The organism is Marinobacter sp. B-21, from assembly GCF_056857895.1.
The window spans coordinates 56,352-75,678 of record NZ_JBSXNZ010000068.1; the positions used below are offsets into that span (position 1 = coordinate 56,352).

16 protein-coding genes are annotated in these 19,327 nt (G+C 56.0%); 9 read left to right on the forward strand and 7 right to left on the reverse strand.

Annotated elements, in window-relative coordinates; all coding sequences use genetic code 11:
• Positions 1 to 146: 146 nt before the first annotated feature.
• A complete protein-coding gene (locus AC13C0_RS08675; RefSeq protein ID WP_482954269.1) occupies positions 147 to 1,055 on the reverse strand; it encodes a cation diffusion facilitator family transporter in 909 nt (302 codons plus the stop codon).
• A 201-nt stretch (positions 1,056 to 1,256) separates the two neighbouring features.
• Between AC13C0_RS08675 and AC13C0_RS08680 the strand changes: the two genes are divergently transcribed.
• The gene (locus AC13C0_RS08680) at positions 1,257 to 2,114 is read left to right on the forward strand and encodes a CYTH domain-containing protein (protein WP_341581334.1); all 858 of its coding nucleotides are present in this window, start codon (positions 1,257 to 1,259) and stop codon (positions 2,112 to 2,114) included.
• Positions 2,115 to 2,144: 30 nt separating this feature from the next.
• Here the strand turns inward: AC13C0_RS08680 and AC13C0_RS08685 are convergent, their stop codons facing one another.
• Entirely contained in the window at positions 2,145 to 3,314 is a 1,170-nt protein-coding gene (locus AC13C0_RS08685) for a potassium channel family protein (protein WP_482954270.1), read from the reverse strand.
• Positions 3,315 to 3,394: 80 nt separating this feature from the next.
• Between AC13C0_RS08685 and glnE the strand changes: the two genes are divergently transcribed.
• The 3 genes from glnE (at position 3,395) to AC13C0_RS08700 (ending at position 7,799) form a co-directional block, all read left to right on the forward strand.
• Positions 3,395 to 6,301 carry a bifunctional [glutamate--ammonia ligase]-adenylyl-L-tyrosine phosphorylase/[glutamate--ammonia-ligase] adenylyltransferase gene (gene glnE / locus AC13C0_RS08690; RefSeq protein WP_482954271.1) on the forward strand — a complete coding sequence of 969 codons (2,907 nt, stop codon included), beginning with the start codon at positions 3,395 to 3,397 and terminating at the stop codon, positions 6,299 to 6,301.
• A 76-nt stretch (positions 6,302 to 6,377) separates the two neighbouring features.
• On the forward strand, positions 6,378 to 7,304 hold the full coding sequence (locus AC13C0_RS08695; protein ID WP_117619509.1) for a branched-chain amino acid transaminase: 927 nt from the start codon (positions 6,378 to 6,380) through the stop codon (positions 7,302 to 7,304).
• A gap of 87 nt (positions 7,305 to 7,391) precedes the next feature.
• Positions 7,392 to 7,799, forward strand: a complete 408-nt coding sequence (locus tag AC13C0_RS08700; protein ID WP_482954272.1) for a DUF6165 family protein — start codon at positions 7,392 to 7,394, stop codon at positions 7,797 to 7,799.
• 23 nt (positions 7,800 to 7,822) lie between these two features.
• Here the strand turns inward: AC13C0_RS08700 and AC13C0_RS08705 are convergent, their stop codons facing one another.
• Positions 7,823 to 8,881 (reverse strand): glycosyltransferase family 9 protein, encoded by a 1,059-nt coding sequence (locus AC13C0_RS08705; protein ID WP_482954273.1) that lies wholly within the window; start codon positions 8,879 to 8,881, stop codon positions 7,823 to 7,825.
• A 161-nt stretch (positions 8,882 to 9,042) separates the two neighbouring features.
• Between AC13C0_RS08705 and AC13C0_RS08710 the strand changes: the two genes are divergently transcribed.
• From AC13C0_RS08710 to AC13C0_RS08730, 5 genes are all read left to right on the forward strand, one after another.
• A complete protein-coding gene (locus AC13C0_RS08710; RefSeq protein WP_482954274.1) occupies positions 9,043 to 9,759 on the forward strand; it encodes a 3-deoxy-D-manno-octulosonic acid kinase in 717 nt (238 codons plus the stop codon).
• The gene (locus AC13C0_RS08715) at positions 9,756 to 10,874 is read left to right on the forward strand and encodes a glycosyltransferase family 4 protein (protein ID WP_482954275.1); all 1,119 of its coding nucleotides are present in this window, start codon (positions 9,756 to 9,758) and stop codon (positions 10,872 to 10,874) included. Before AC13C0_RS08710 ends, AC13C0_RS08715 begins: the two co-directional genes overlap by 4 nt.
• Positions 10,875 to 11,948, forward strand: coding sequence for a CDP-glycerol glycerophosphotransferase family protein (locus tag AC13C0_RS08720; RefSeq protein ID WP_482954276.1), 1,074 nt, complete (start codon positions 10,875 to 10,877; stop codon positions 11,946 to 11,948).
• Positions 11,949 to 12,048: 100 nt separating this feature from the next.
• Positions 12,049 to 12,837: a glycosyltransferase family 25 protein gene (locus AC13C0_RS08725; protein ID WP_482954277.1), complete on the forward strand. Its 789-nt coding sequence runs from the start codon at positions 12,049 to 12,051 to the stop codon at positions 12,835 to 12,837.
• On the forward strand, positions 12,827 to 13,522 hold the full coding sequence (locus AC13C0_RS08730) for a glycosyltransferase family 32 protein (RefSeq protein WP_482954278.1): 696 nt from the start codon (positions 12,827 to 12,829) through the stop codon (positions 13,520 to 13,522). Before AC13C0_RS08725 ends, AC13C0_RS08730 begins: the two co-directional genes overlap by 11 nt.
• Here the strand turns inward: AC13C0_RS08730 and AC13C0_RS08735 are convergent.
• The 4 genes from AC13C0_RS08735 to AC13C0_RS08750 are packed head-to-tail and all read right to left on the reverse strand — an operon-like array spanning position 13,477 to position 19,221.
• Entirely contained in the window at positions 13,477 to 14,838 is a 1,362-nt protein-coding gene (locus AC13C0_RS08735) for an O-antigen ligase family protein (RefSeq protein WP_482954279.1), read from the reverse strand. The two genes, AC13C0_RS08730 and AC13C0_RS08735, sit on opposite strands and share 46 nt — an antisense overlap.
• 53 nt (positions 14,839 to 14,891) lie before the next feature.
• Complete coding sequence (locus AC13C0_RS08740; protein WP_482954280.1) at positions 14,892 to 16,904, reverse strand: O-antigen ligase family protein; 2,013 nt, start codon at positions 16,902 to 16,904, stop codon at positions 14,892 to 14,894.
• A complete protein-coding gene (locus tag AC13C0_RS08745; protein ID WP_482954281.1) occupies positions 16,898 to 17,803 on the reverse strand; it encodes a lysophospholipid acyltransferase family protein in 906 nt (301 codons plus the stop codon). The genes AC13C0_RS08740 and AC13C0_RS08745 overlap by 7 nt, the downstream gene beginning before the upstream one ends.
• Positions 17,800 to 19,221, reverse strand: coding sequence for a mannose-1-phosphate guanylyltransferase/mannose-6-phosphate isomerase (locus tag AC13C0_RS08750; protein WP_341581352.1), 1,422 nt, complete (start codon positions 19,219 to 19,221; stop codon positions 17,800 to 17,802). Before AC13C0_RS08750 ends, AC13C0_RS08745 begins: the two co-directional genes overlap by 4 nt.
• Positions 19,222 to 19,327 lie beyond the last annotated feature (106 nt).

A 19,327-nucleotide genomic window follows, 5' to 3' on the forward strand; every position in this document is an offset into this window, starting at 1 on the left:
GGCAAGCTAGGGTAGCTCCCCCTTCTTAAACGAGCTTGAACAGGAAGCCGGTTTTAGCTGTTACCTGAATCCGTGGTTTGATTGCCGCGGACAAGCCCCTGAGTCCGCAAACGGGGGCTTGTCCGGGTCGCCCGGAACCTTTTTACTCATCCATGGCCATAGGTCCGGGCATTCTTGTGAAGGTGATCGGGATGTTCGAACTCCAACGTCGAATGATGTATGTTGAAATCCTGCTCCAGCGCCTGTTTTATCCTGTACTTGGTGTTCTCAAGCTGACCCCACGCGTTTTCCTCAATAACCACGTGAGCATCCAGCGACGCCTCGTGCTCTCCCATCTGCCAGAAATGCACATGATGCAGACCGATAACGCCGTCAATGTCCGACAGGGCCTGAATGACTGCGTCCGTGTCGATATCCGCCGGGCTGGCCAGCATGAGCGTTTTGATGGTCCCGCCGATTTCCGTCAGGCCAAGGTAGAGAATGTATCCGGCAATACCAATGGTGATGGCAGGATCCACCCACCGCATGTCGTAAAGCAGAATGAGGGCCCCGCCAACGACTACGGCGACCGACGCCAGTGCATCGGAAAGGTTGTGAAGAAAGAGGGCGCGGATGTTGACGCTGTCTTTCTGCATCGAGTAGGTCAGCAATGCCGTCAAGGTATCGACCACCAGGGCGATACCGCCAAGCCAGACAACCCACCACCCCTTGATTTCCGGAGGATCGATGATCCTCATGCCGCCCTCGTAAACCAGATAGAGCCCGATAATGATCAGTGAGGTGTAGTTGATGAGGGCTGCGACAATCTCAACCCGTCCGTAGCCAAAGGTCATTTGTGAGTCGGCCGGACGGCGGGCAATTTTCCGGGCTGCAAAGGCGATGACAAGCGATGCCATATCCGAAAAGTTGTGCAAAGCGTCGGCGATCAGCGCCAGGCTGCCGGCAAAGATACCGCCCCCGATCTGTGCCAGAGTCAGGATGCCGTTTGCCCAGATTGCGATAGCAACTCGCTTGTCCTTGGATTCGGGATCCAGATGAACATGTTCGTGACTCATGGGATCAGGGCCTCCCTGGTAATGGGTTTTGTCGCTGGTGAGGGCAGGTGGGGACGTATACCATGTCTTCTTATCCGATCAGTGGATTGGTTTGGTCAGCAGTGCCCTATGGTAGGTCAGCTTCTTTAATCAAGCTTGAACAAAAAATCACTTTTAAGGGCCGGGCAATACTCCCCCCCCCTCAATACCGGTGGAAAATCCATGGCGGAAGAACTGGAAATCAAGTTAACTCTCACCCCGGACGCCCTGAACCAGGCCGGAGAATGGCTCTCGGCCCAGAAAGGTGTCAGGGCAGGCACCGGGAAGACGCTGGTCAACCGTTACTTCGACACGCCTGCCGGAGACCTCAATCGCCGGAAGGTGGCCCTGCGGATTCGTCAGGCCGGTGACCAGTTCATCCAGACCCTGAAAGCCCGGGGCGAGTTCGTGGATGGTGCCCACCGGCGCCAGGAATGGGAGTGGCCGCTCGTTGGCCCAGAACTCAAACTGGGCCTGATTGCGGATACGCCGGTGGGCCAGGGCGTGAATCTTGCCGAACTGCAGCCGGTGTTCGAGACCAACTTTGAGCGTCGCGTGCTTGTGATTGACCAAGAGGACAGTGTGATCGAGGTGGCCATCGATTCCGGTGCGATTGTGGCCGGAGGCCAGTCGCTTCCGCTTAATGAGATTGAATTTGAGCTCAAGTCGGGGGATTCGTCGGCACTGCTCCCATGGGCGCGTAGGCTGGCGGACGAAGTGCCGGTGTTCCTGAACCTGGTCAGCAAGGCAGAGCAGGGGTACCATCTTGCGGGGCTTTATCATCCGGCTCCGGAGCCGGGGGGGAAATCTGATCTGGCAGTGAATGATTTTCTGTTCCTTCTGAGTGGTTCATGGCTGACCGGTCAGCCCCTTTGCTTTGGCAGGGAACGTCTGGATGCGATTGGCCGGCTGGCCGGTGAGCGCGGCGTCGGGGAACTGTACGAAAAGGTGGTGACTGCCCTGGCCGACGGCCCGGCGGTCAGTGATCTGGTTTCAGGCAAGGAGCTGGGGCAGCTTCAGTTGGCGATTGCCGCAGGCTAGTATCCTTGACAAAAATCCGTCAAATATTTGTCAAGGACACTGGTTTGCTGAATTTTCTTCCTTCGCAGCCTGTTCCTGCAGATCGTGCCACTTATTAATGAATTCGCGGTAGCGCGCAAGGGCCTCCTCCACCAGCTGCACATCGGGCGTTTCACTGGAGTTGACCAGTACGATCAACCCCTTACCCTCAACCACCTGGTCGGTTGACGGGTGGCAGACCACTTCGTTGTCCGCATCAATAAAGGCCAGGGCGGTGCCGATGCCATGGCGTACCAGGGCACTGACGATATCGGCCCAGTTCAGGTCGTCCAGTTTCAGGTCGTATCGGTGGGGGTGGTCGTGTTCGTAGTTGAACAGGTCTTCCAGAACCTTTTCCGAACCCGGCGCTACCACTGAACGCACCATGATCTCAGGGTAGGTCCGCACCGGGCGGATGGTTGTTCGTATTCCCAGTGCCTTGAAGCGCGCCCGGTTGTCGTCGTTTACACATTCAACGATGGTGTGATTTCCGAGATTCAGCTCTGCCAATCGATGGGCGATGTCGAACGTCAGGCTGTCCGAATAGGGATCGGCTTCATCGGCGGCCAGCACGATAATGTGTCTCGCGCTGCCTGCGTGAACCGCTTTCAGAGACTCCGCTTCAAAACCGGCACCGTGATAGTGCACTACCCCGATGTCGGATAATTCGGTTGGCAGGCCCCTGGGAAACTGCCGCGTCAGGATCATGATTGGAATGGTTTCATAGTCTGGTATCCCGCGAATCTGGGAGGCAAACCGTATGAAGTACTGTTCGCCGCCGTGCTTGGGGGTGTTAATGATCACGATATGGTCGTTCATTTTGTAGATCCATTTTCCCATCAGAATGCGTTCCCGGCGATAGAACCGGTACTCGATGTAATCACTTATGATTAGCGTCAGCATGGTGATTGCGCCAACAAACATGATCAGTATGGTGCTGATGCGGCCTGCGTAGGTTTTCGGTGCGAAATCGCCATAGCCCACCGTGGATATCGTTGTCATGGTGATCCAGACCGATTCAAACAGGGTCAGGTCCTCGACAGTCCAGATAACCAGGATCTGCAGCACCAGCAGGCCGGCGAGTATCAGGAACAGGCGCTTCATCCGATGGCGGATCAAGCCCCCCATAGGGAGGTGTGTTGCTTGATGCTCGGGGTTTAGCGGGCGGCGGTTTCTCTGCATCCGTCGGTTCGGCCTGTTCAGTTGCGGGTGGGTTCGTTATACAGTACTCGAAATATAACAGAGAGACAGGGGTTTGCATTATGTCCGAGCCATGGCACAGCCTTCCGGAACCGCTGGCCGACGATGTCGCCGCGTGCTGGCACTCGGTGTTTCCGGGCGGAGTTCCGGGATGGCTGATTTCGGATGACGAAATCAGCGAGGCTGTGGTGGCCGATGCGCTGTCCCGGAGTCCGTTCCTGCGCCAGGCCCTTGAACGGCACCCTGAGCAGGTGCAGACCCTGCTCAAGTCGAGGCTGCTGACGGAGCCGACAACCCCTGAGTATCTGGACCGGCGATGGCAGGAGTATCTGAACGAAGTGGACGGTGAGCCGGCGCTGCATTCCGCCTTGCGCCGGTTCCGCCGGGAATCCCAGTTCCGGATGATCTGGCGGGACCTGATGCGCTGGGCTGATCTGGCCGAGACCATGGCAGCCACCAGCGCCTTCGCCGAGATCTGCATTGATGGCGCACTGGACTGGCTCTACCGGGATTCCTGTGAACAGTATGGCACGCCCAGGGGAGCGGACCCGGTGACGGGCGAAGAGGCAGACCAGAAAATGGTTGTTCTCGGGATGGGGAAGCTGGGCGGTCGTGAGCTGAACGTGTCGTCGGATATTGACCTGATCTTTGCCTTTCCGGGCAAGGGCGAGACCCAGGGAGGGCCGCGCTCCCTCGACAATCAGCAGTTTTTCGTCCGCCTGGGCCAGCGGCTGATACAGGCCCTGGACCAGATCACGGCAGACGGGTTCGTGTTCCGCGTGGATATGCGCCTGCGGCCCTATGGCCAGAGCGGCGCCCTGGCTCTGAGTTTTGCTGCCCTGGAAACCTACTATCAGGACCAGGGGCGCGACTGGGAGCGTTACGCCATGGTCAAGGCCCGGGTGGTGGCCGGGGATCAGCGGGCGGGGCAGGTGCTGATGGAAAGCCTGCGGCCGTTCGTGTACCGCAAATACATCGATTTCAGTGCCTTTGAGTCCCTGCGCAGTATGAAGGCCATGATCAGCCGGGAAGTGCGGCGCAAAGGGCTGGAAAATAACATCAAGCTGGGCAGCGGCGGTATCCGTGAGATCGAGTTTGTGGTCCAGGCGTTTCAGTTGATTCGTGGCGGCCGTGACCGGGAGCTCCAGCAGCGGGAGTTGCTGGTGATTCTGCAGGAGCTCGAAGCCCTGGAATTACTGCCGCCGACGGTGGTCCGGGAGCTCCGTGACGCCTACGTGTTCCTGCGTAACCTTGAGCATGCCCTTCAGGGCGTGGAGGACAAGCAGACCCAGCTTTTGCCGGAGGACGATTTGTCCCGGGCCCGTGTTGCCATGATCATGGGGTTTGAACGCTGGAAAGCCTGTGAGGAAGCGCTCAGGGAGCATCGGGAGCGCGTTGCCACCCACTTCTCAAATATCATTGCCACTGAAGAGAACGAAGAGGAAGGCCCGGCATCTCTGGATGAAGGCTGGTTCGAGCTCTGGCTGGCGGAAATGGATGGAAACACCGCCATCGAGTGGCTGAAGTCGCGGGGCTATGAGAATCCGGAGGCAAGTTCTGCCGAGCTTGCCGAGCTACGCGAAAACCGCACGGTTCAGACACTGCAGACCCAGGGCCGGAAACGGCTTAATCAGTTCATGCCCGTTCTTCTGGAAGCGCTCACCCGGGTTGATAACCCCTCGGAGACCCTGTCCCGGGTCTTGCAGCTGGTAGAGGCGATTTTGCGGCGTACTGCTTATATGGTGTTGTTGCTCGAAAACCCGGGCGCACGCACGCAGTTGGTCGGCCTGTGCAGTGAAAGCCCCTGGATCGCCCGCCAGCTGGCGGAAACGCCATTGCTGCTGGATGAGTTGCTTAACGCCGAGAGCCTTTACAACCCTCCGGCAAAAGCAGAGCTGCAGGACGACCTTCGACAGCAGATGTTGCGGATTCCCTTTGAGGATCTTGAAGAGCAGATGGAATCCCTGCGCCACTTCAAAAAGGCCCATATTCTGCGGGTCGCAGCTTCCGAGCTGAAAGGTACACTGCCGCTGATGAAAGTCAGCGATTATCTGACCTGGATCGCCGAGGTGGTCCTGGACCACGTGGTGGATGTGGCCTTCGCCAATCTGGTCAGCCGCCACGGCTACCCGGGAAAAGCCGATGGCTCGGCCTGCGAGACGGATTTCGCGATCATCGGTTACGGCAAGCTCGGCGGGATCGAGCTGGGTTATACCTCCGATCTTGACCTGGTCTTCGTGCACAACGCCGATCCAGAGCTGGCCACCGACGGTGAGAAGCCGATAGACAATGCGGTTTTCTATACCCGACTGGGGCAGCGGATTGTTCATATCCTCAATACCCAGACGCCGTCCGGCCAACTCTACGAAGTGGATATGCGCCTGCGGCCCTCCGGCAATTCCGGCCTGCTGGTCAGTACACTGCAAGCCTTCGAAAAATATCAGCGCGAAGATGCCTGGACCTGGGAACACCAGGCCCTGGCCCGCGCCCGGGGCGTCGCCGGCTGCACGGAAACCCTGGAAGCGTTTGAATCTATCCGGCACGACATCCTCTGCCAGCAAAGGGATCGCGACAAGCTTCGCGCGGATGTGGTCGAGATGCGAGAGAAAATGCGGGCCAGCCTGGGCACACCGGAGAGCCGGCAGGCCGAGGTATTCCATATCAAGCATGATGCTGGCGGCATCATTGATATCGAGTTCATGGTCCAGTACCTGATGCTGGCCTGGTGTGCCGAGCATCCCGAGCTGACCCAGTGGTCCGATAACATCCGTCAGATGGAAGAGTTGGGCAGAGCCGGCGTGATGACCGTTGAAGACGCTGAAAAATTACGGAAAACCTTCATAGCCTTGCGTTCCACTATTCACCGTCGGGCGCTCCAGAACCTCAACAGCCAGATAGAAGGTGACGCCTTTCTGGAGGAGCGTGAGTACATCCGTGCGATGTGGAAAAAAGTGATGATTGATGCTTGAGGCAAATTCAATTCCGGCAGAATTTCCTGCTAGAATGCCGGTTCCCCGAAAACTGCTTTTTTAGGAGCAACGAAGCATGTCGATGGCTGATCGCGATGGCGTTATCTGGCTGGATGGTGAAATGGTTCCCTGGCGCGAAGCCAAAACCCACGTCCTGACTCACACCCTGCATTACGGCCTGGGCTGTTTTGAAGGTGTGCGGGCCTACAACACCGCGAACGGTCCGGCTATTTTCCGCCTGAAAGAACATACCGACCGCCTGTTCCGCTCCGCTCACATCCTGAACATGAAGATGCCGTTCAGCAAAGATGAGTTGAACGCAGCCCAGTGCGCGGCAGTACGTGAAAACAATCTGGATGAAGCCTATATGCGCCCGATGGCGTTTCTCGGTTCCGAAGGTATGGGGCTGCGCGCCGATAACCTCAAGGTGCACGTGATGGTTGCGGCCTGGAGCTGGCCCTCCTACATGTCTCCGGAGGCGAGAGAAATGGGGATCAAGGTGCGCACCTCTTCCTACACCCGCCACCATGTCAACATCACCATGTGCAAGGCCAAAGCCAACGGCAACTACATCAATTCGATGCTGGCGCTGAACGAAGCCATCTCCGGTGGTGCCGAGGAAGCCCTGCTGCTGGACAACGAAGGTTATGTTGCCGAAGGCTCCGGTGAGAATATCTTCATCCTGCGCGACGGCGTGCTGCATACACCGGAACTGACCTCCTGCCTTGAGGGTATCACCCGTGCGACGATCCTCGATTTTGCCCGGGACCTGAATATTCCGGTTAAAGAGCGCCGGATTACCCGTGATGAGGTTTACATCGCCGACGAGGCTTTCTTTACCGGCACCGCTGCTGAAGTGCTTCCGATCCGTGAGCTGGACGGCCGGATCATTGGCGCCGGCAAGCGTGGTCCGGTAACCGAGAAGCTCCAGTCGATGTACTTTGATGCGGTGAAGGGCAAGCTGGCCGAGCACAGCCGCTGGCTGACTCACGTTAAAGGCTGATTTCAGAAGGTTCGCAAGCCGCCGCTGACTGTTTCAGCCCGGCGGTTTTGTTTTTTTGTAAACCCTATTCATTGGCGGGACGAGCAAATGGCAGATGTAATCAAGGTGCCGGTATCGTTTGGCGAAGTGCTGGACAAGATCACCATTCTCGAAATCAAGTCCGAGCGCATCAAGGATGAGGCGAAGCTCAGGAATGTTCGGCTTGAACTGGGCGAACTGAATGCCACCTGGGATGACGCGGTAAAGGACAAGGCGTCCGAAATCGCCGGCCTGCGCAAGCAGCTGAAGGCTGTTAACGAAGAACTTTGGGTGATCGAAGACGACATCCGAGACCAGGAAGCCGCCCGGGACTTCGGGCCGAGATTCATTGAGCTGGCGCGTGCGGTGTACGTCACCAATGATAAGCGCGCGGCTATCAAGAAAGACGTCAACCTCGCCCTGGGGTCTCGTTTCGTGGAAGAAAAGTCCTACCAGGACTACACCGCCCGCAAGTGAAACAAGGGGTCAGATGAACGCTTTCATCTGACCCCATTTTCAGCTTTGGCCACCGGGTGAGCTTCAATCCACCGATCCAGCATATCCGTCGCATCCGCCACCGTGATCAGCTCCATAGCCCCTTCATACTCTGCCTTGGCGCCCCAGCGTGCCTGCTCGACCGTTTTCCCGGTGAATGTCTCCAGCGCTTGCGGATAGCGGTTCATGCACCACTCCAGCGAATTGTAGGGCCCCGAGCGATAAGGGTTACTTGCCGCATACAGTCCCAGTACATCCGTGCCAACGGCGCTGGCAATATGCGCCGGCCCGGTATCAGGCGCCACCACCAGGTCAGCGTGGGTCATCAGGGCGACCAGTTGCTTCAGGGTGTCCTTGCCGCAGATGTTGTGCGCCTTCTCTGCCATCGCCGCTTCAATGGCGGCGCAATACTCGGCTTCAAATGGGGCGGGGCTACCGACCAGAATGACCTTCATTCCGAGCTTCCGGATGGCATGGTCAGCGAGCTTTGCATAGCGCTCGGCCGGCCAGTTGCGCAGCGTGTGGCTGGCACAGGGGCTGATGACAAGGTTCCTTCGGTCATTTGCCAACTGAGCCCTGGCAAAGCCATGGTCATCCTCGCTTATCGGAATTTGCCAGCGCGGTGGTGCGGCCGTCAGCCCCAGCGGCTCAAGGAAACTGGCAAGGCAATCACGAACGTGTTGTCGTGGCGCAGGCTTGATCCGGCGATTGATGAAAAAGCCATGCAAATCCTTGCTTCGGGCCTTGTCGTAACCGACTTTAACGCCTGCCGGAATGCACGCCGCCGCCAGATTGGCGCGAAAAGCCACCTGCATGTGAAGCAGTGCATCAAATTTTCGACCCTGCATCTTCTTGCGAAGATCGGAGTAGCCCCTGCGGCCGGCCTTTTTGTCGAAAACAATAAATTCAACGCCGGGCAAATCGCCGACCAGCTTTGCTTCGATCTTGCCGATGACCCAGGTGATCTTCACGCTGGGAAGCTGCTCCTGGAGGCTCAGAACAACAGGAATCACGTGGGTCACGTCGCCGATGGCGGACAGGCGAAGAATGCAGATGGAATTCATCAGGTTTTGATCCGGTTCAGGTTGTGGCCTGGGGCTGTAGAGCTTTGTCGGCAATCATTGGTAAACTGGCGGCCATTCTATCGTACTCGAACGTGTCCGTCCCGGCGCGTGCGGGTGCGGTCCATCCTCTTGGATTGTTTCGGTGACCGCGGGTGCCCAGCATGGTGGAGTCTGAAATCTGTAGTCGGGAACAAGGCTCTGCAATGCTGGTTCATCCCGATTACCGGGGCAGGGTTACTGCCGACTGGTTCAATGCCGACTATTGGGGCGATAACGCCCGGCCAGTGAGCAGCGGAGGCCGTGGCGGCGCCTGGTTTGTGAGGGCCGGAGATGACAGGCTGGTTCTACGGGAGTATCGCCGCGGCGGATTGATGGCCAGGGTAGCGCAACATGCCTACGCTTATGTGCGTGAATCTGACGTGCGCTCTTTTGCCGAGTTCCGTCTGCTGAACAAGCTGGTGACACTGGGGCTTCCGGTACCTCGCCCTGTCGCGGCCTGGTACCGAAAGCTTTCACCGGTACAATACCGGGCTGCCATCATGATCGAGCGGCTTGAGGATACCGTGCCTCTGGCAGAGTGGATTCTGAGGCTGGACAGTCAGGCCTGGGAATCGCTCGGGACAACCATTCGCCGGTTTCACGATGCCGGCGTCATGCATGCGGATCTCAACTGTTTCAATGTGCTTGTCCGGCGCGGAGAGTATTTTCTTATCGATTTCGACAAAGGTCGGCTCATGAGGAATGGTACCCGGGCCCGCTGGAAAGCGGCCAACCTTGAGCGGTTTTCCCGGTCACTGGTAAAGGTCGCCGGTGCGCAGGCCCGGGAGCAGGTCTGGAATTCATTTTTGAACGGATACAACAGGGGAATGGCCACTTGACCAGTCCACAGCAGGGCGAATTGCTACCGTCAATCCTATGTCTCACCGATGCATGTGATCGTCCGGAGACTGAACTTTTTATCGGTCTGAAGAACGCCGGCTTTGATCTCGACGTTATGTGCAACCCCAAGGGCCGGAACTATCAACGCCTGCTGGACGAAGGGATGGTTGCCCAGCCCATGGCCTTGAAAAGCCGGTTTGACAAGGATGGGGTGTCTGCCATCCGTGATCAGCTTTCCAAGAAGCATTATGAGGTGATTCACGCCTACAACCCGAGGGCGCTGGCCTGCGGGCTTCGTGCTTCCCGGGGAACGGATATCAAGGTGGTGGCCTACCGTGGGGTAATCGGAAACATCAGCTTCCTTAACCCGGAGTCCTGGATTACCTTTTTGCATCCGCGGGTCAGCAGGATTGTATGTGTTGCCGATGCGATCAGGGATTATCTGGCGAGTCTGCGTTTTCTCTGGATGCGCATTCCGGACACAAAGCTCCAGCGAATCTATAAAGGCCATGACCTGGAGTGGTACCAGGCTACACCGGCAGACCTGACGCAGTTTGGCGTGCCAGACGATGCCTTCGTGGTTTGTTGTACCGGGCGGAACAGCCCCCGAAAGGGGTTTGATGTCCTGATCAATGCCATGGATGAGCTTCCGGCCGATGTCGATGTCCACCTGCTGCTGGTTGGGGATGTGATCAACAATGATGAACTTCAGGCCCTGGCAGCCGGGTCTTCTCATCCGGAGCGCATTCATTTTACCGGGTTCCGAACTGATGCGCCTGCCATTGCCGCTGCCAGCAATGTGTTTGTCCTGCCATCAAAAGAGCGCGAGGGGCTGCCCAGGGCCGTTATCGAAGCCATGGCCTATGGGGTGGCGCCTGTCGTGACCAATGTAGGTGGCATGCCGGAACTGGTTGAAGACGGGGCCAGTGGCCTGGTGGTTGGCCCCAGCAATTCCGGAGAATTGTCGGCCGCCATTGCCCGGCTATATCGTGACAGGGAACTGGCGTCGAGGCTTGGGCAAGCCGCGAGGGAAAGGATCGGTCGGAATTTCCACACCTCACAAACCGTCAGAGAGACGGGTGAGCTATACAAAGCACTGACGGGCAGGGGCTGAATGCGCCGGTATCTTTTTTTTGTCAATCAACCCTATTCCTATTCAATCCTTCGCCCGCTTCAGGCTGAAATTCGCCGGCGGGGCGATGAGGCAGCGTGGTTTGTCGCCGGCTGCTCAACAGCGCCCCTTCTGCCCGATGAGCGTCGCCTCGCGACCGTTAAAGAGGTGATGGACTACAAGGCTGATGCCACCTTTGTGCCCGGGGACTGGGTGCCTTATTTCTTTCCGGGTATCAAGGTTGAAGTGTTTCATGGTATGGCACGAAACAAGCGTGGCCACAGCAGCGAAGAGGACAGTGATCATTACCGGATCCGGGGCTGGTTCGATCTATACTGTACCCACGCGATGAAGGATACGGCTAAGTTCCGGGAACTGGCTGAGCAGCACCGGCATTTTGCAGTCGCCCATACGGGGTGGCCCAAGCTTGATCCGTTGTTATCCCAGCCGGTTCGGGATAAACGGCCGCGTTCGGAAGCTGAGTTGCCGGTGGTGTTCTATGCATCAACATTTAGCCGTTCCGTAACTTCCGCGCCGGACCTGGTGGAAAAAATTGGCGAGCTTTCCCAAAGTGGTCGCTGGAGGTTCATTGTAACCCTTCATCCCAAAATGGATGCCGGTGTGGTCGAACAGTACCGGAATCTGGCTGGCGAGAATCTGCGTTTTGTCGAGAGTGATGAAGATCTGCTCCCAATTCTGCCTGCAGCGGACGTCATGCTGTGTGATACCTCCTCAATCATGTTCGAGTTCATGTTTCTGGATCGGCCAGTGGTCACCTACAGGACGAAAATGCCAGGCCCCTATCTGATTGATGTAGACAAAGTGGAAGAGGTAGAACCCGCTCTTGAAAAAGCATTGCAGTATCCGAAGGATCTGATGAATGCGACTCGGGCTCTGTGCTCGGATCTTCACAGCTTTCGGGACGGCCGCTCCAGCGAGCGAGTACTGAATGCAGTAGACGACTTCGTGACCGTTAAACAGGCCGGGTTGCGAAAAAAGCCGCTGAATCTGCTGAGAAAGTTCAAGGTTAGGCGACGATTGCGTCGCGAGCTTCGAGCCTCAGCTCCGCATGTTTAGGTTTTTGTGTGTACTGAGCGCTGACTGCGATGCTGTGGTAAGTTCCAAGCGATGGCGAAGCCGGTGTCGGCCTCAAAAATGATTCGGATACGGATTTTAAATGGCCAGTTTTTTAGCGAATCCTGATGTAAAAGTGGTGGTGTTAACTTTACCTCAATCCTCAGATAGACAGACCAGAATAAAAAGGTCCCTGGATGAAGCAGGGATCGGCTTTGAGTTCTTCTGGGGTGTTGACGGACGGAAAGACAATGACCCGTCGTTGAGCATGTACGATGAGTCGAAACGGCTGCGAGCCAAAGGGCAGCCGATGACGCCGGGGCAGCTCGGATGCTTTGCGAGCCATTACAATATCTGGAACAGATGCATCAAAGATCAAAAGAAGTATGTGGTCCTTGAAGATGACGTTGTGTTTGACACCGCGGGCTTCCGGTTGTTTCTTCAGGCTCTTCCTGCCTTGCCACCCTCTTTCGAGTGCCTGAGGCTTTTCGACAATAAAACTCGGAACCATAAAAAATATAAACTAGGCGAGGTTGGCCCGTTCAATATCCTGAGATATACCAAGGGGCCCATGAGCACTATGGGGTATTATCTGACGCCAGCCGCCGCCCGGAAATTCCTTGTTTCCGCCGATCCTATCTTTTTACCCGTGGACATCTACATGGACCGATATTGGCAGAACGATGTGGTGTGTTTGGGGATCAGCCCAGGCTTTGTATCCCATGACTTCGGTTTTGAGTCCATTATTGGGTATGAGCAAAAAACCGGCCGCCGACCTTTGTCTATGCGGCTGAATAGAGAACTGTTTATGTTGAGTGAAAGGGTGCGACGCTTTTTCTATAATCTTTGCTTGGGCAGCAAGTACAGATCGAGGAGGGCTAATGATACCTAACTTGATTCATGCTATTTGGCTGGGCGATAAAATGCCACCTTTGCCGCACGCCTGCCTCGATGACTGGAAGAAAATGGGGTTCGATTACTGCTTGTGGAGCGACTCGGATGATCGGGTCCAGAATTGGATTGACTCTTGCTCGTTCGCCAAGGAATGTTACGAGCGAGGGCTCTACGCCTTCGTTTCGGATTACCTTCGTTTGAAAATCCTTCAGGAAGAGGGAGGGCTTTATCTCGATACAGACGTAACGATCCGAAAGGATCCTTTCCCACTGTTTTCGGGTGCAAAGTTTGTCATTGGTTACGAAACAGGGGACTATTTAGGCACGGCAGCAATCTATGCAGAACCTGACTCAAGAATCCTGGCTGAGTTAATCCGGTTCTATGAAGACGAAATATGGAGGTCACCGCTATATATCGGGCCGCAAATCGCAACACACCTGATAAAGGATAGAAAACTTCTCGAAGTTGAGAGCTGCAAGCTGCTGCCTGCAGAATACTTTTTTCCTTATCAGCAAGAACCATTACACTTTGAGTGCCCGGACGAAAGCTATCTCGTTCATTGGTTCCAGCACAGCTGGAAAGATTCTCGAGGAATGGTCTTCGTTAAAGCCAAGCACCTTGGCGTGTGGGGAAAGCTTTACGTTTGGCAGAAATATTTTTTCCGAGGGTTTTCACGAGGCTGATCCCCCTTCGCTACAGGTGTCGGAAACCTGAAGCTGTACACGACCCCATAGAAAACCGAAAAGATGAATATGCCGTCTGCTGAGTAGAAGTAGGACTCGAAGAAATTCACGGTCAGCCAGAAAATAACGACAATGAGTGAAAATGCTTTCCAGGTTTTTTGAACTGAGTGAGGAGATGCCATAGTGGTATAAACGGGAGGCCAGACGATCACGAAATAAATGATAGTGGCCCCCAGGAGCCCAAAGCTAACGAGGGTTTCTAAATGCGAGTTGTGCAAATGAGTAAAGTTATCCCGAACGAGCTTCGGCAGCTTTTCGGATTCGGTTATGACTAACTCCCTGGCATCTTCCCCGCTTCCCAGAATGGGGCGCTTCTTGATCCACTCCCATGCCTCCAGCCAGAGGTGAATTCGCAAACCAATGCTGCCGGAGTCGGGAACAGACTCCAGGTCAAGGTTTACAATTTTCGTTATGGTGGATTTTTCCGTTGTTATCCGCTGCTCAACAATATCGATACTTGAGACTGCGGCAATAATTAATGCAAGCGCAGAATAGGTTAGGACAGTGGCACGTATTGATACTCGTGAATGAGATATTAATTTGTGTGCCAATGGGGCAAATAAAAAGCATGCGACCAAAGCAAGCCACACCTGTCTTGACTGGGTTATCAGAATAACAAGTATAAAGAATACCAGAAATGTCGCTGCACCGAGCTTTTTAAGAACTTCAAGCCTGAGAGAGAGGTTGAGCTTAATAACAAAAAGAAACGCGGCCGAAATCAGCCCAAAACCCGCGAAAAGTGACGTGTACTGAGCATTCACAACATCAAAATCAATACGCGAACCGCGAAGGCCGCGTACAATTTCCCCTGTAAAATCAGGCGAATGAGTAATGTAGATTCCCAAGACACTCAGGCAATAGGCAAGAAGGATGGCCGCGATTCGTTCGTTCTTTCCATTAGTCCAGTACGCGATAAACCAGAAGAAAAAGAAGTCATAAAACAAGAAGGGGGATGGAGAGTCTTTGGCAAGCTCAGGTATTTGAACCGTGCTGTTGATCCAGCTTATTACAGGGACGATTAGTGATAGAATGAATGCAATGAATATAGGGTCTTTCTTTACAAGTCGAAAATTGTAGCATGCAGATGCAATGGTTCCGAGCACCACCAGGAAGATAAAGATATCGCCCAAATCCCGATAGAAACGCTTGAATAAAACAAATCCGACTACACAGGTGAACATCACCAGTGAGAAAGTTCGTCCCTTTAAAACAGACTCAATATTAGTTTTCAACGAAGCACCCAAGATGTAGTTCAAGAGGAGTCGTTAATATCAAAACAACAAGATGGCACCTGAGATAAAATGTGATGTTACTCATGGAAGGTGTCAGATTGAGATCTGTCGAGTGTCCACAGTCCCGCATACTTATTAAAGGTAACCTGAGCGTACGTCACAGCGGTAAGATAACCCACAGCACCGTCCAGAAAACCGAACCGGATAAAATAAACCTGTACAAAAGTCATTAGCCCTCTTAGCGTCGGGTAGATCATGGTCCGGGTTTTCTTGCCCCTCCGATGCTTTTCCATCGCGCCTAGCCAGGCATATTTGGCACTCTTCTCCAGGGAGTGCCCGAAATCCCGGTGGGTGTAATGGGTCAGGCGACCACGGAGGGTTTTAATCTTCCGGCCGGCTGGAATCAGTATCCGCTCGTGGACCAGCGCGTCGGAGAAGCTCACACCTTGTCGGCGAAACAGTCTCAGGGGGGCCCGGCCACTGCGCCCGAAATCAAGGCGGCTGCCATAGATGGTGACCGCCCAGGGGAGCTTGTAAGCATCTGCATCCGGGTCTGCCAAGTGGTGGTTGATTTCCCTGGCAAGCTCCGGTGTGATGCGTTCATCCGCATCCAGAGACAATACCCATTCACCCGTGGCTTTCTCGAGTGCTCGCTGTTTCTGGACCCCGAACCCCGGCCAGTCTGTCACTTCCACGACATCGGCCAATCCCCTGGCAATCTCTACGGTTCTGTCGGTGCTGCCGCTATCCAGGACAATAATCTCGTCGGCAACCAGTCGTGCCGATGTCAGGCAGTCGGCAATATGGTCTTCTTCGTTTTTAGTGATGACCGTCGCAGAGACCTTTCGAGCCCTGTTGCGAACGTAGGACCCACTCAGTTCCGTAAACATTGCAGAGGCCAGGGAGGCAACCGCGAGCAGGTAGAAGGTCACAAACAGGCTCCGGTTGAAGGTGGCTTCGGTCAGTCCGAAGAAAAAGTATCCGGCACAGACCATGGTGCCGGCCGTTGCCAGGTGCGCGGTAGGAATATGACGGCTGAACAGGTGGCGCGCAAAAATGGCGAGTGGGATGAAAATGAGCAGCGCCCAGCTGAGGATGCCCGGGATGCCGCTGGTTGCAGCAACATTCAGCAAATCATTATGGGCGTGGCCGGTACAGCAGTCGATAAAGTGCTTTGGCAGATTCCCGGCCTCAACCTCCGATTCAATCCGATGGGTGAAGCCGCCCAGGCCGGCCCCGGTCCAGGGGCTTTCCCGGAACATGTTCCAGGCTTGCGCCCAGACTTCCAGGCGTATCTCCATCCCTGTATCCAGCCCCCCATCATGAAGCAGGCCTTCCAGTGAGTGGGACATGCGGTCACTGATTACGATTGCGCCGGTGACGAGCAGGGGAATTGCGACCAGGCCGGCGATGCGCAGGCGTTTACCAAAGAGCGGGATAAGCGCGGCCAGGAGAAACGGTAGTGCTACCAGGTTACTGCGGGTTTCCGAAAGCATGGAAATCACGATGGCAGCTGTTCCGGCCAGGAAGAGCAGCGTTGCTACGCCCCTGCGGTTGTCGCGGGTGAAGAATAGGGCGGCAACAATCGTCAGCATACCACCGAGGAGGGCGAGATTGCCAAAGCTGATGGGGTTGATGCCGCCGCCGAAGCGAGAATTCAGGACCTGTTCAAAGGTACCCTGCCGGGCGGCGACGGTGACCAGGAAAACCCCGATGATGGACACCGCTATCAGGCCGATGGCGACAAATGTGGTTCGGGCTCCAATCCGGGCATAGCTCATGGCCACGATCAAGGGCCAGAACAGAATAAACCGGGCGTGTGTGCCAAATGTTTTGCCGCCCTCATAATCGAAGCCTTCCAGGGCCCACGAGAGAAAGCTTACCAAAACAAAGAACCAGAACGCGAAATGCAGCAGTCGAAGCTCTTTGGGCTTGTCCCAGCCAGTTTTGTCTGGCGATTTCCGAACACTGAGCGCAATCCCGGCGATAGCAAGCAAGAGGGTGGCGCCGGCCAGAATGCTTGACGACAGGAGTGCGCCCCCCAGCCCGATCATCAGCAGTGCATGGAACGACAGTCTCGGGCTTAGCATACGCGATCCGGGTTGTAGGGGTTGATCTCTCCCGGTGGCCGATGACGCATCCGTTTGTACTCCCATTGATACTGTTCAGGAATTTCCCGGACGCACTGTTCAATGGCGTGATTCATGGCGGTCGTCGCGACAACCGGATCACTGTCACCGAGGCCAGGCCCGGTTTCCCGGACCACGATGCGAAAGCCCTCAGCATCGGGCAGACGTTCGGCGTAGGTGATCAGAACATTGGCTCCGGTCCGTTGAATGAGCCTGGAGACGAGGGTCATGGTCTTCACTTCCATACCAAAGAAGGGCGCAAAGGCATTGCCTTTGCCCCGGGGTGACTGGTCTGGCAGGATGCCGGCAACGCCACCTTCCCGCAGGATGGAGGCCAGTCGGGCCAGGCCGCGCCGGTCGCCCCGGACCAGTTCGGAGCCAAGCCGTCCGCGAACCTTGATCATGTAGTCCTCGAACTCGGGCATGTTCGGGGGGCTGTAAAGTGCCGCCATCTTGTAGCGCGAGGAGAAGAACAGGCCTGCCAGTTCCCAGTTGCCAAGATGCGGTGCGAGCAGGATCAGCCCCCTGTTGCCGGCCATGGCCTGGTCAATCAGTTCCAGGCCCTCGGTTTCCCGGATCAGGCCAAGGCATTTCTCCACCGGCCATTCCCACATCAGAGGAACTTCCAGCATGGTCATGCCGGTCTGGGCCAGGGATGCTTTTGACATGGCTGCGCGCTCGGGCCCGGAGAACTCGGGCAGGCAGATCGAGAGGTTGATGTCGGTCACCTGGCGTGACTGGGTTGGCAGCCTCCACACCAGGTAGCCAACGAATCGGCCAGCCCGCTGGGCGCCGGCAAGAGAAAACCAGCCGGCAATCCTGAGCAGACCGGCGATTACGAAATACTTGAACTTGCTCATTTTCGGCCGTACCGGTCCTCGTACCTTACGATGTCATCTTCGCCCAGATAGGAGCCAGACTGCACCTCAATCAGCTCCAGATCGATGACCCCAGGATTTTCAAGGGAATGTACTTGCCCAACGGGGATGAAGGTAGACTGATTTTCCGTGACCAGATAGGTTTTTTCGCCATTGGTGACGCGGGCTGTACCGCTGACCACAATCCAGTGTTCGGCGCGATGGTGATGCATTTGCACCGACAGTTTGGCTCCGGGTTTCACCGTAATCCGTTTGACCTGATACCGGGCACCGTTATCGATGGAGTCATAAACCCCCCAGGGCCGGTAGACTTCCCGATGGTTCATGTGTTCGTGTCGGCCATCATTTTTTATCTGCTCAACGACCGTTTTCACGTCCTGAACGCTGTCCTTGTGGGCCACCAGCAGCGCGTCCTTGGTTTCAATGACAACCAGGTTGTCCACGCCAACGGTCGCCACCAGACGGCTGTCTGCGCGCACGAGGGTGTTGGACGTTTGGTGGGTAATCACATCCCCGGTCAGACTGTTGCCGTTCGGGTCTTTGTCGCTGACGGCCCAAAGCGCCGACCAGGAGCCGATATCGCTCCAGCCGGCATCCAGGGCAACCACGGCGGCCTTGCCGGTCTTCTCCATCACCGCGTAGTCAACGGATTCGGAGGGGCATTCGGCAAAGCGCTGGGCATTGACCCGGGTAAAGTGCAGGTCATCGGCAGTATCGGCGATGGCGGCGCGGCAGGCGGTGAGGATATCGGGACGGTATGCTTCGAGTTCTTCAAGATACCGGCGGGCACCGAACAGGAACATGCCGCTGTTCCAGAGGTATTCTCCGGAATCGAGGTAGCTGTTCGCGGTTGCCTGGTCCGGTTTTTCGACAAATTTGTCAACCGCATAGCTGTCCGGGCCCAGTTCGGTGCCTCGGTGTATGTAGCCATAACCGGTTTCCGGATGGTGGGGGACAATGCCGAAGGTAACCAGTTTACCTTCCCGGGCCAGGGGGATGGCCTTTTTGACGCCCTCCTGAAAGGCTGTGACGTCCTTGATCAGATGATCAGCCGCCAGTACCAGCATCAGGGGATCATCGGCGCCGTTTTCCACGGATTCAGACAACTGGAGGGCGGCCAGTGCAATAGCCGGGGCGGTATTGCGTCCGCACGGCTCAAGAATAATGCGGGTATCTTCGTGGCCGGATTGGCGCATCTGTTCTGCCGCCAGAAACCGGTGCTCTTCGTTGCAGATCAGAAGCGGGTTCGCTGCGTCCATGCCCTCAAGCCGCGCCACGGTGGCCTGCAGCATCGACAGGGGGCCGTTGGCCAGTTTCAGGAACTGTTTCGGGTTCAGCTGCCGGGACATCGGCCAGAGCCGTGAGCCGGTGCCGCCAGCCATAATGACGGGGTGAATCATCTGTACACTCCGGGCTTGAGTTGGAGAATGTCGTGAAAAAACATCAAAATCAGGCGCGTCATCTTACCATAAGGCATCCATGATATTGTTCTGACCAAACCGTAAA

Bases quoted from the DNA above. Each gene is read 5' to 3' on its own strand.
- AC13C0_RS08730 (WP_482954278.1), top strand. From the start codon at position 12,827: ATGATACCTAACTTGATTCATGCTATTTGGCTGGGCGATAAAATGCCA.
- AC13C0_RS08720 (WP_482954276.1), top strand. From the start codon at position 10,875: ATGCGCCGGTATCTTTTTTTTGTCAATCAACCCTATTCCTATTCAATC.
- AC13C0_RS08750 (WP_341581352.1), bottom strand. From the start codon at position 19,221: ATGATTCACCCCGTCATTATGGCTGGCGGCACCGGCTCACGGCTCTGG.
- AC13C0_RS08705 (WP_482954273.1), bottom strand. From the start codon at position 8,881: ATGAATTCCATCTGCATTCTTCGCCTGTCCGCCATCGGCGACGTGACC.
- AC13C0_RS08675 (WP_482954269.1), bottom strand. From the start codon at position 1,055: ATGAGTCACGAACATGTTCATCTGGATCCCGAATCCAAGGACAAGCGA.
- AC13C0_RS08680 (WP_341581334.1), top strand. From the start codon at position 1,257: ATGGCGGAAGAACTGGAAATCAAGTTAACTCTCACCCCGGACGCCCTG.
- AC13C0_RS08745 (WP_482954281.1), bottom strand. From the start codon at position 17,803: ATGAGCAAGTTCAAGTATTTCGTAATCGCCGGTCTGCTCAGGATTGCC.
- AC13C0_RS08700 (WP_482954272.1), top strand. From the start codon at position 7,392: ATGGCAGATGTAATCAAGGTGCCGGTATCGTTTGGCGAAGTGCTGGAC.
- AC13C0_RS08685 (WP_482954270.1), bottom strand. From the start codon at position 3,314: ATGCAGAGAAACCGCCGCCCGCTAAACCCCGAGCATCAAGCAACACAC.
- AC13C0_RS08725 (WP_482954277.1), top strand. From the start codon at position 12,049: ATGGCCAGTTTTTTAGCGAATCCTGATGTAAAAGTGGTGGTGTTAACT.
- AC13C0_RS08695 (WP_117619509.1), top strand. From the start codon at position 6,378: ATGTCGATGGCTGATCGCGATGGCGTTATCTGGCTGGATGGTGAAATG.
- glnE (WP_482954271.1), top strand. From the start codon at position 3,395: ATGTCCGAGCCATGGCACAGCCTTCCGGAACCGCTGGCCGACGATGTC.
- AC13C0_RS08740 (WP_482954280.1), bottom strand. From the start codon at position 16,904: ATGCTAAGCCCGAGACTGTCGTTCCATGCACTGCTGATGATCGGGCTG.
- AC13C0_RS08710 (WP_482954274.1), top strand. From the start codon at position 9,043: ATGGTGGAGTCTGAAATCTGTAGTCGGGAACAAGGCTCTGCAATGCTG.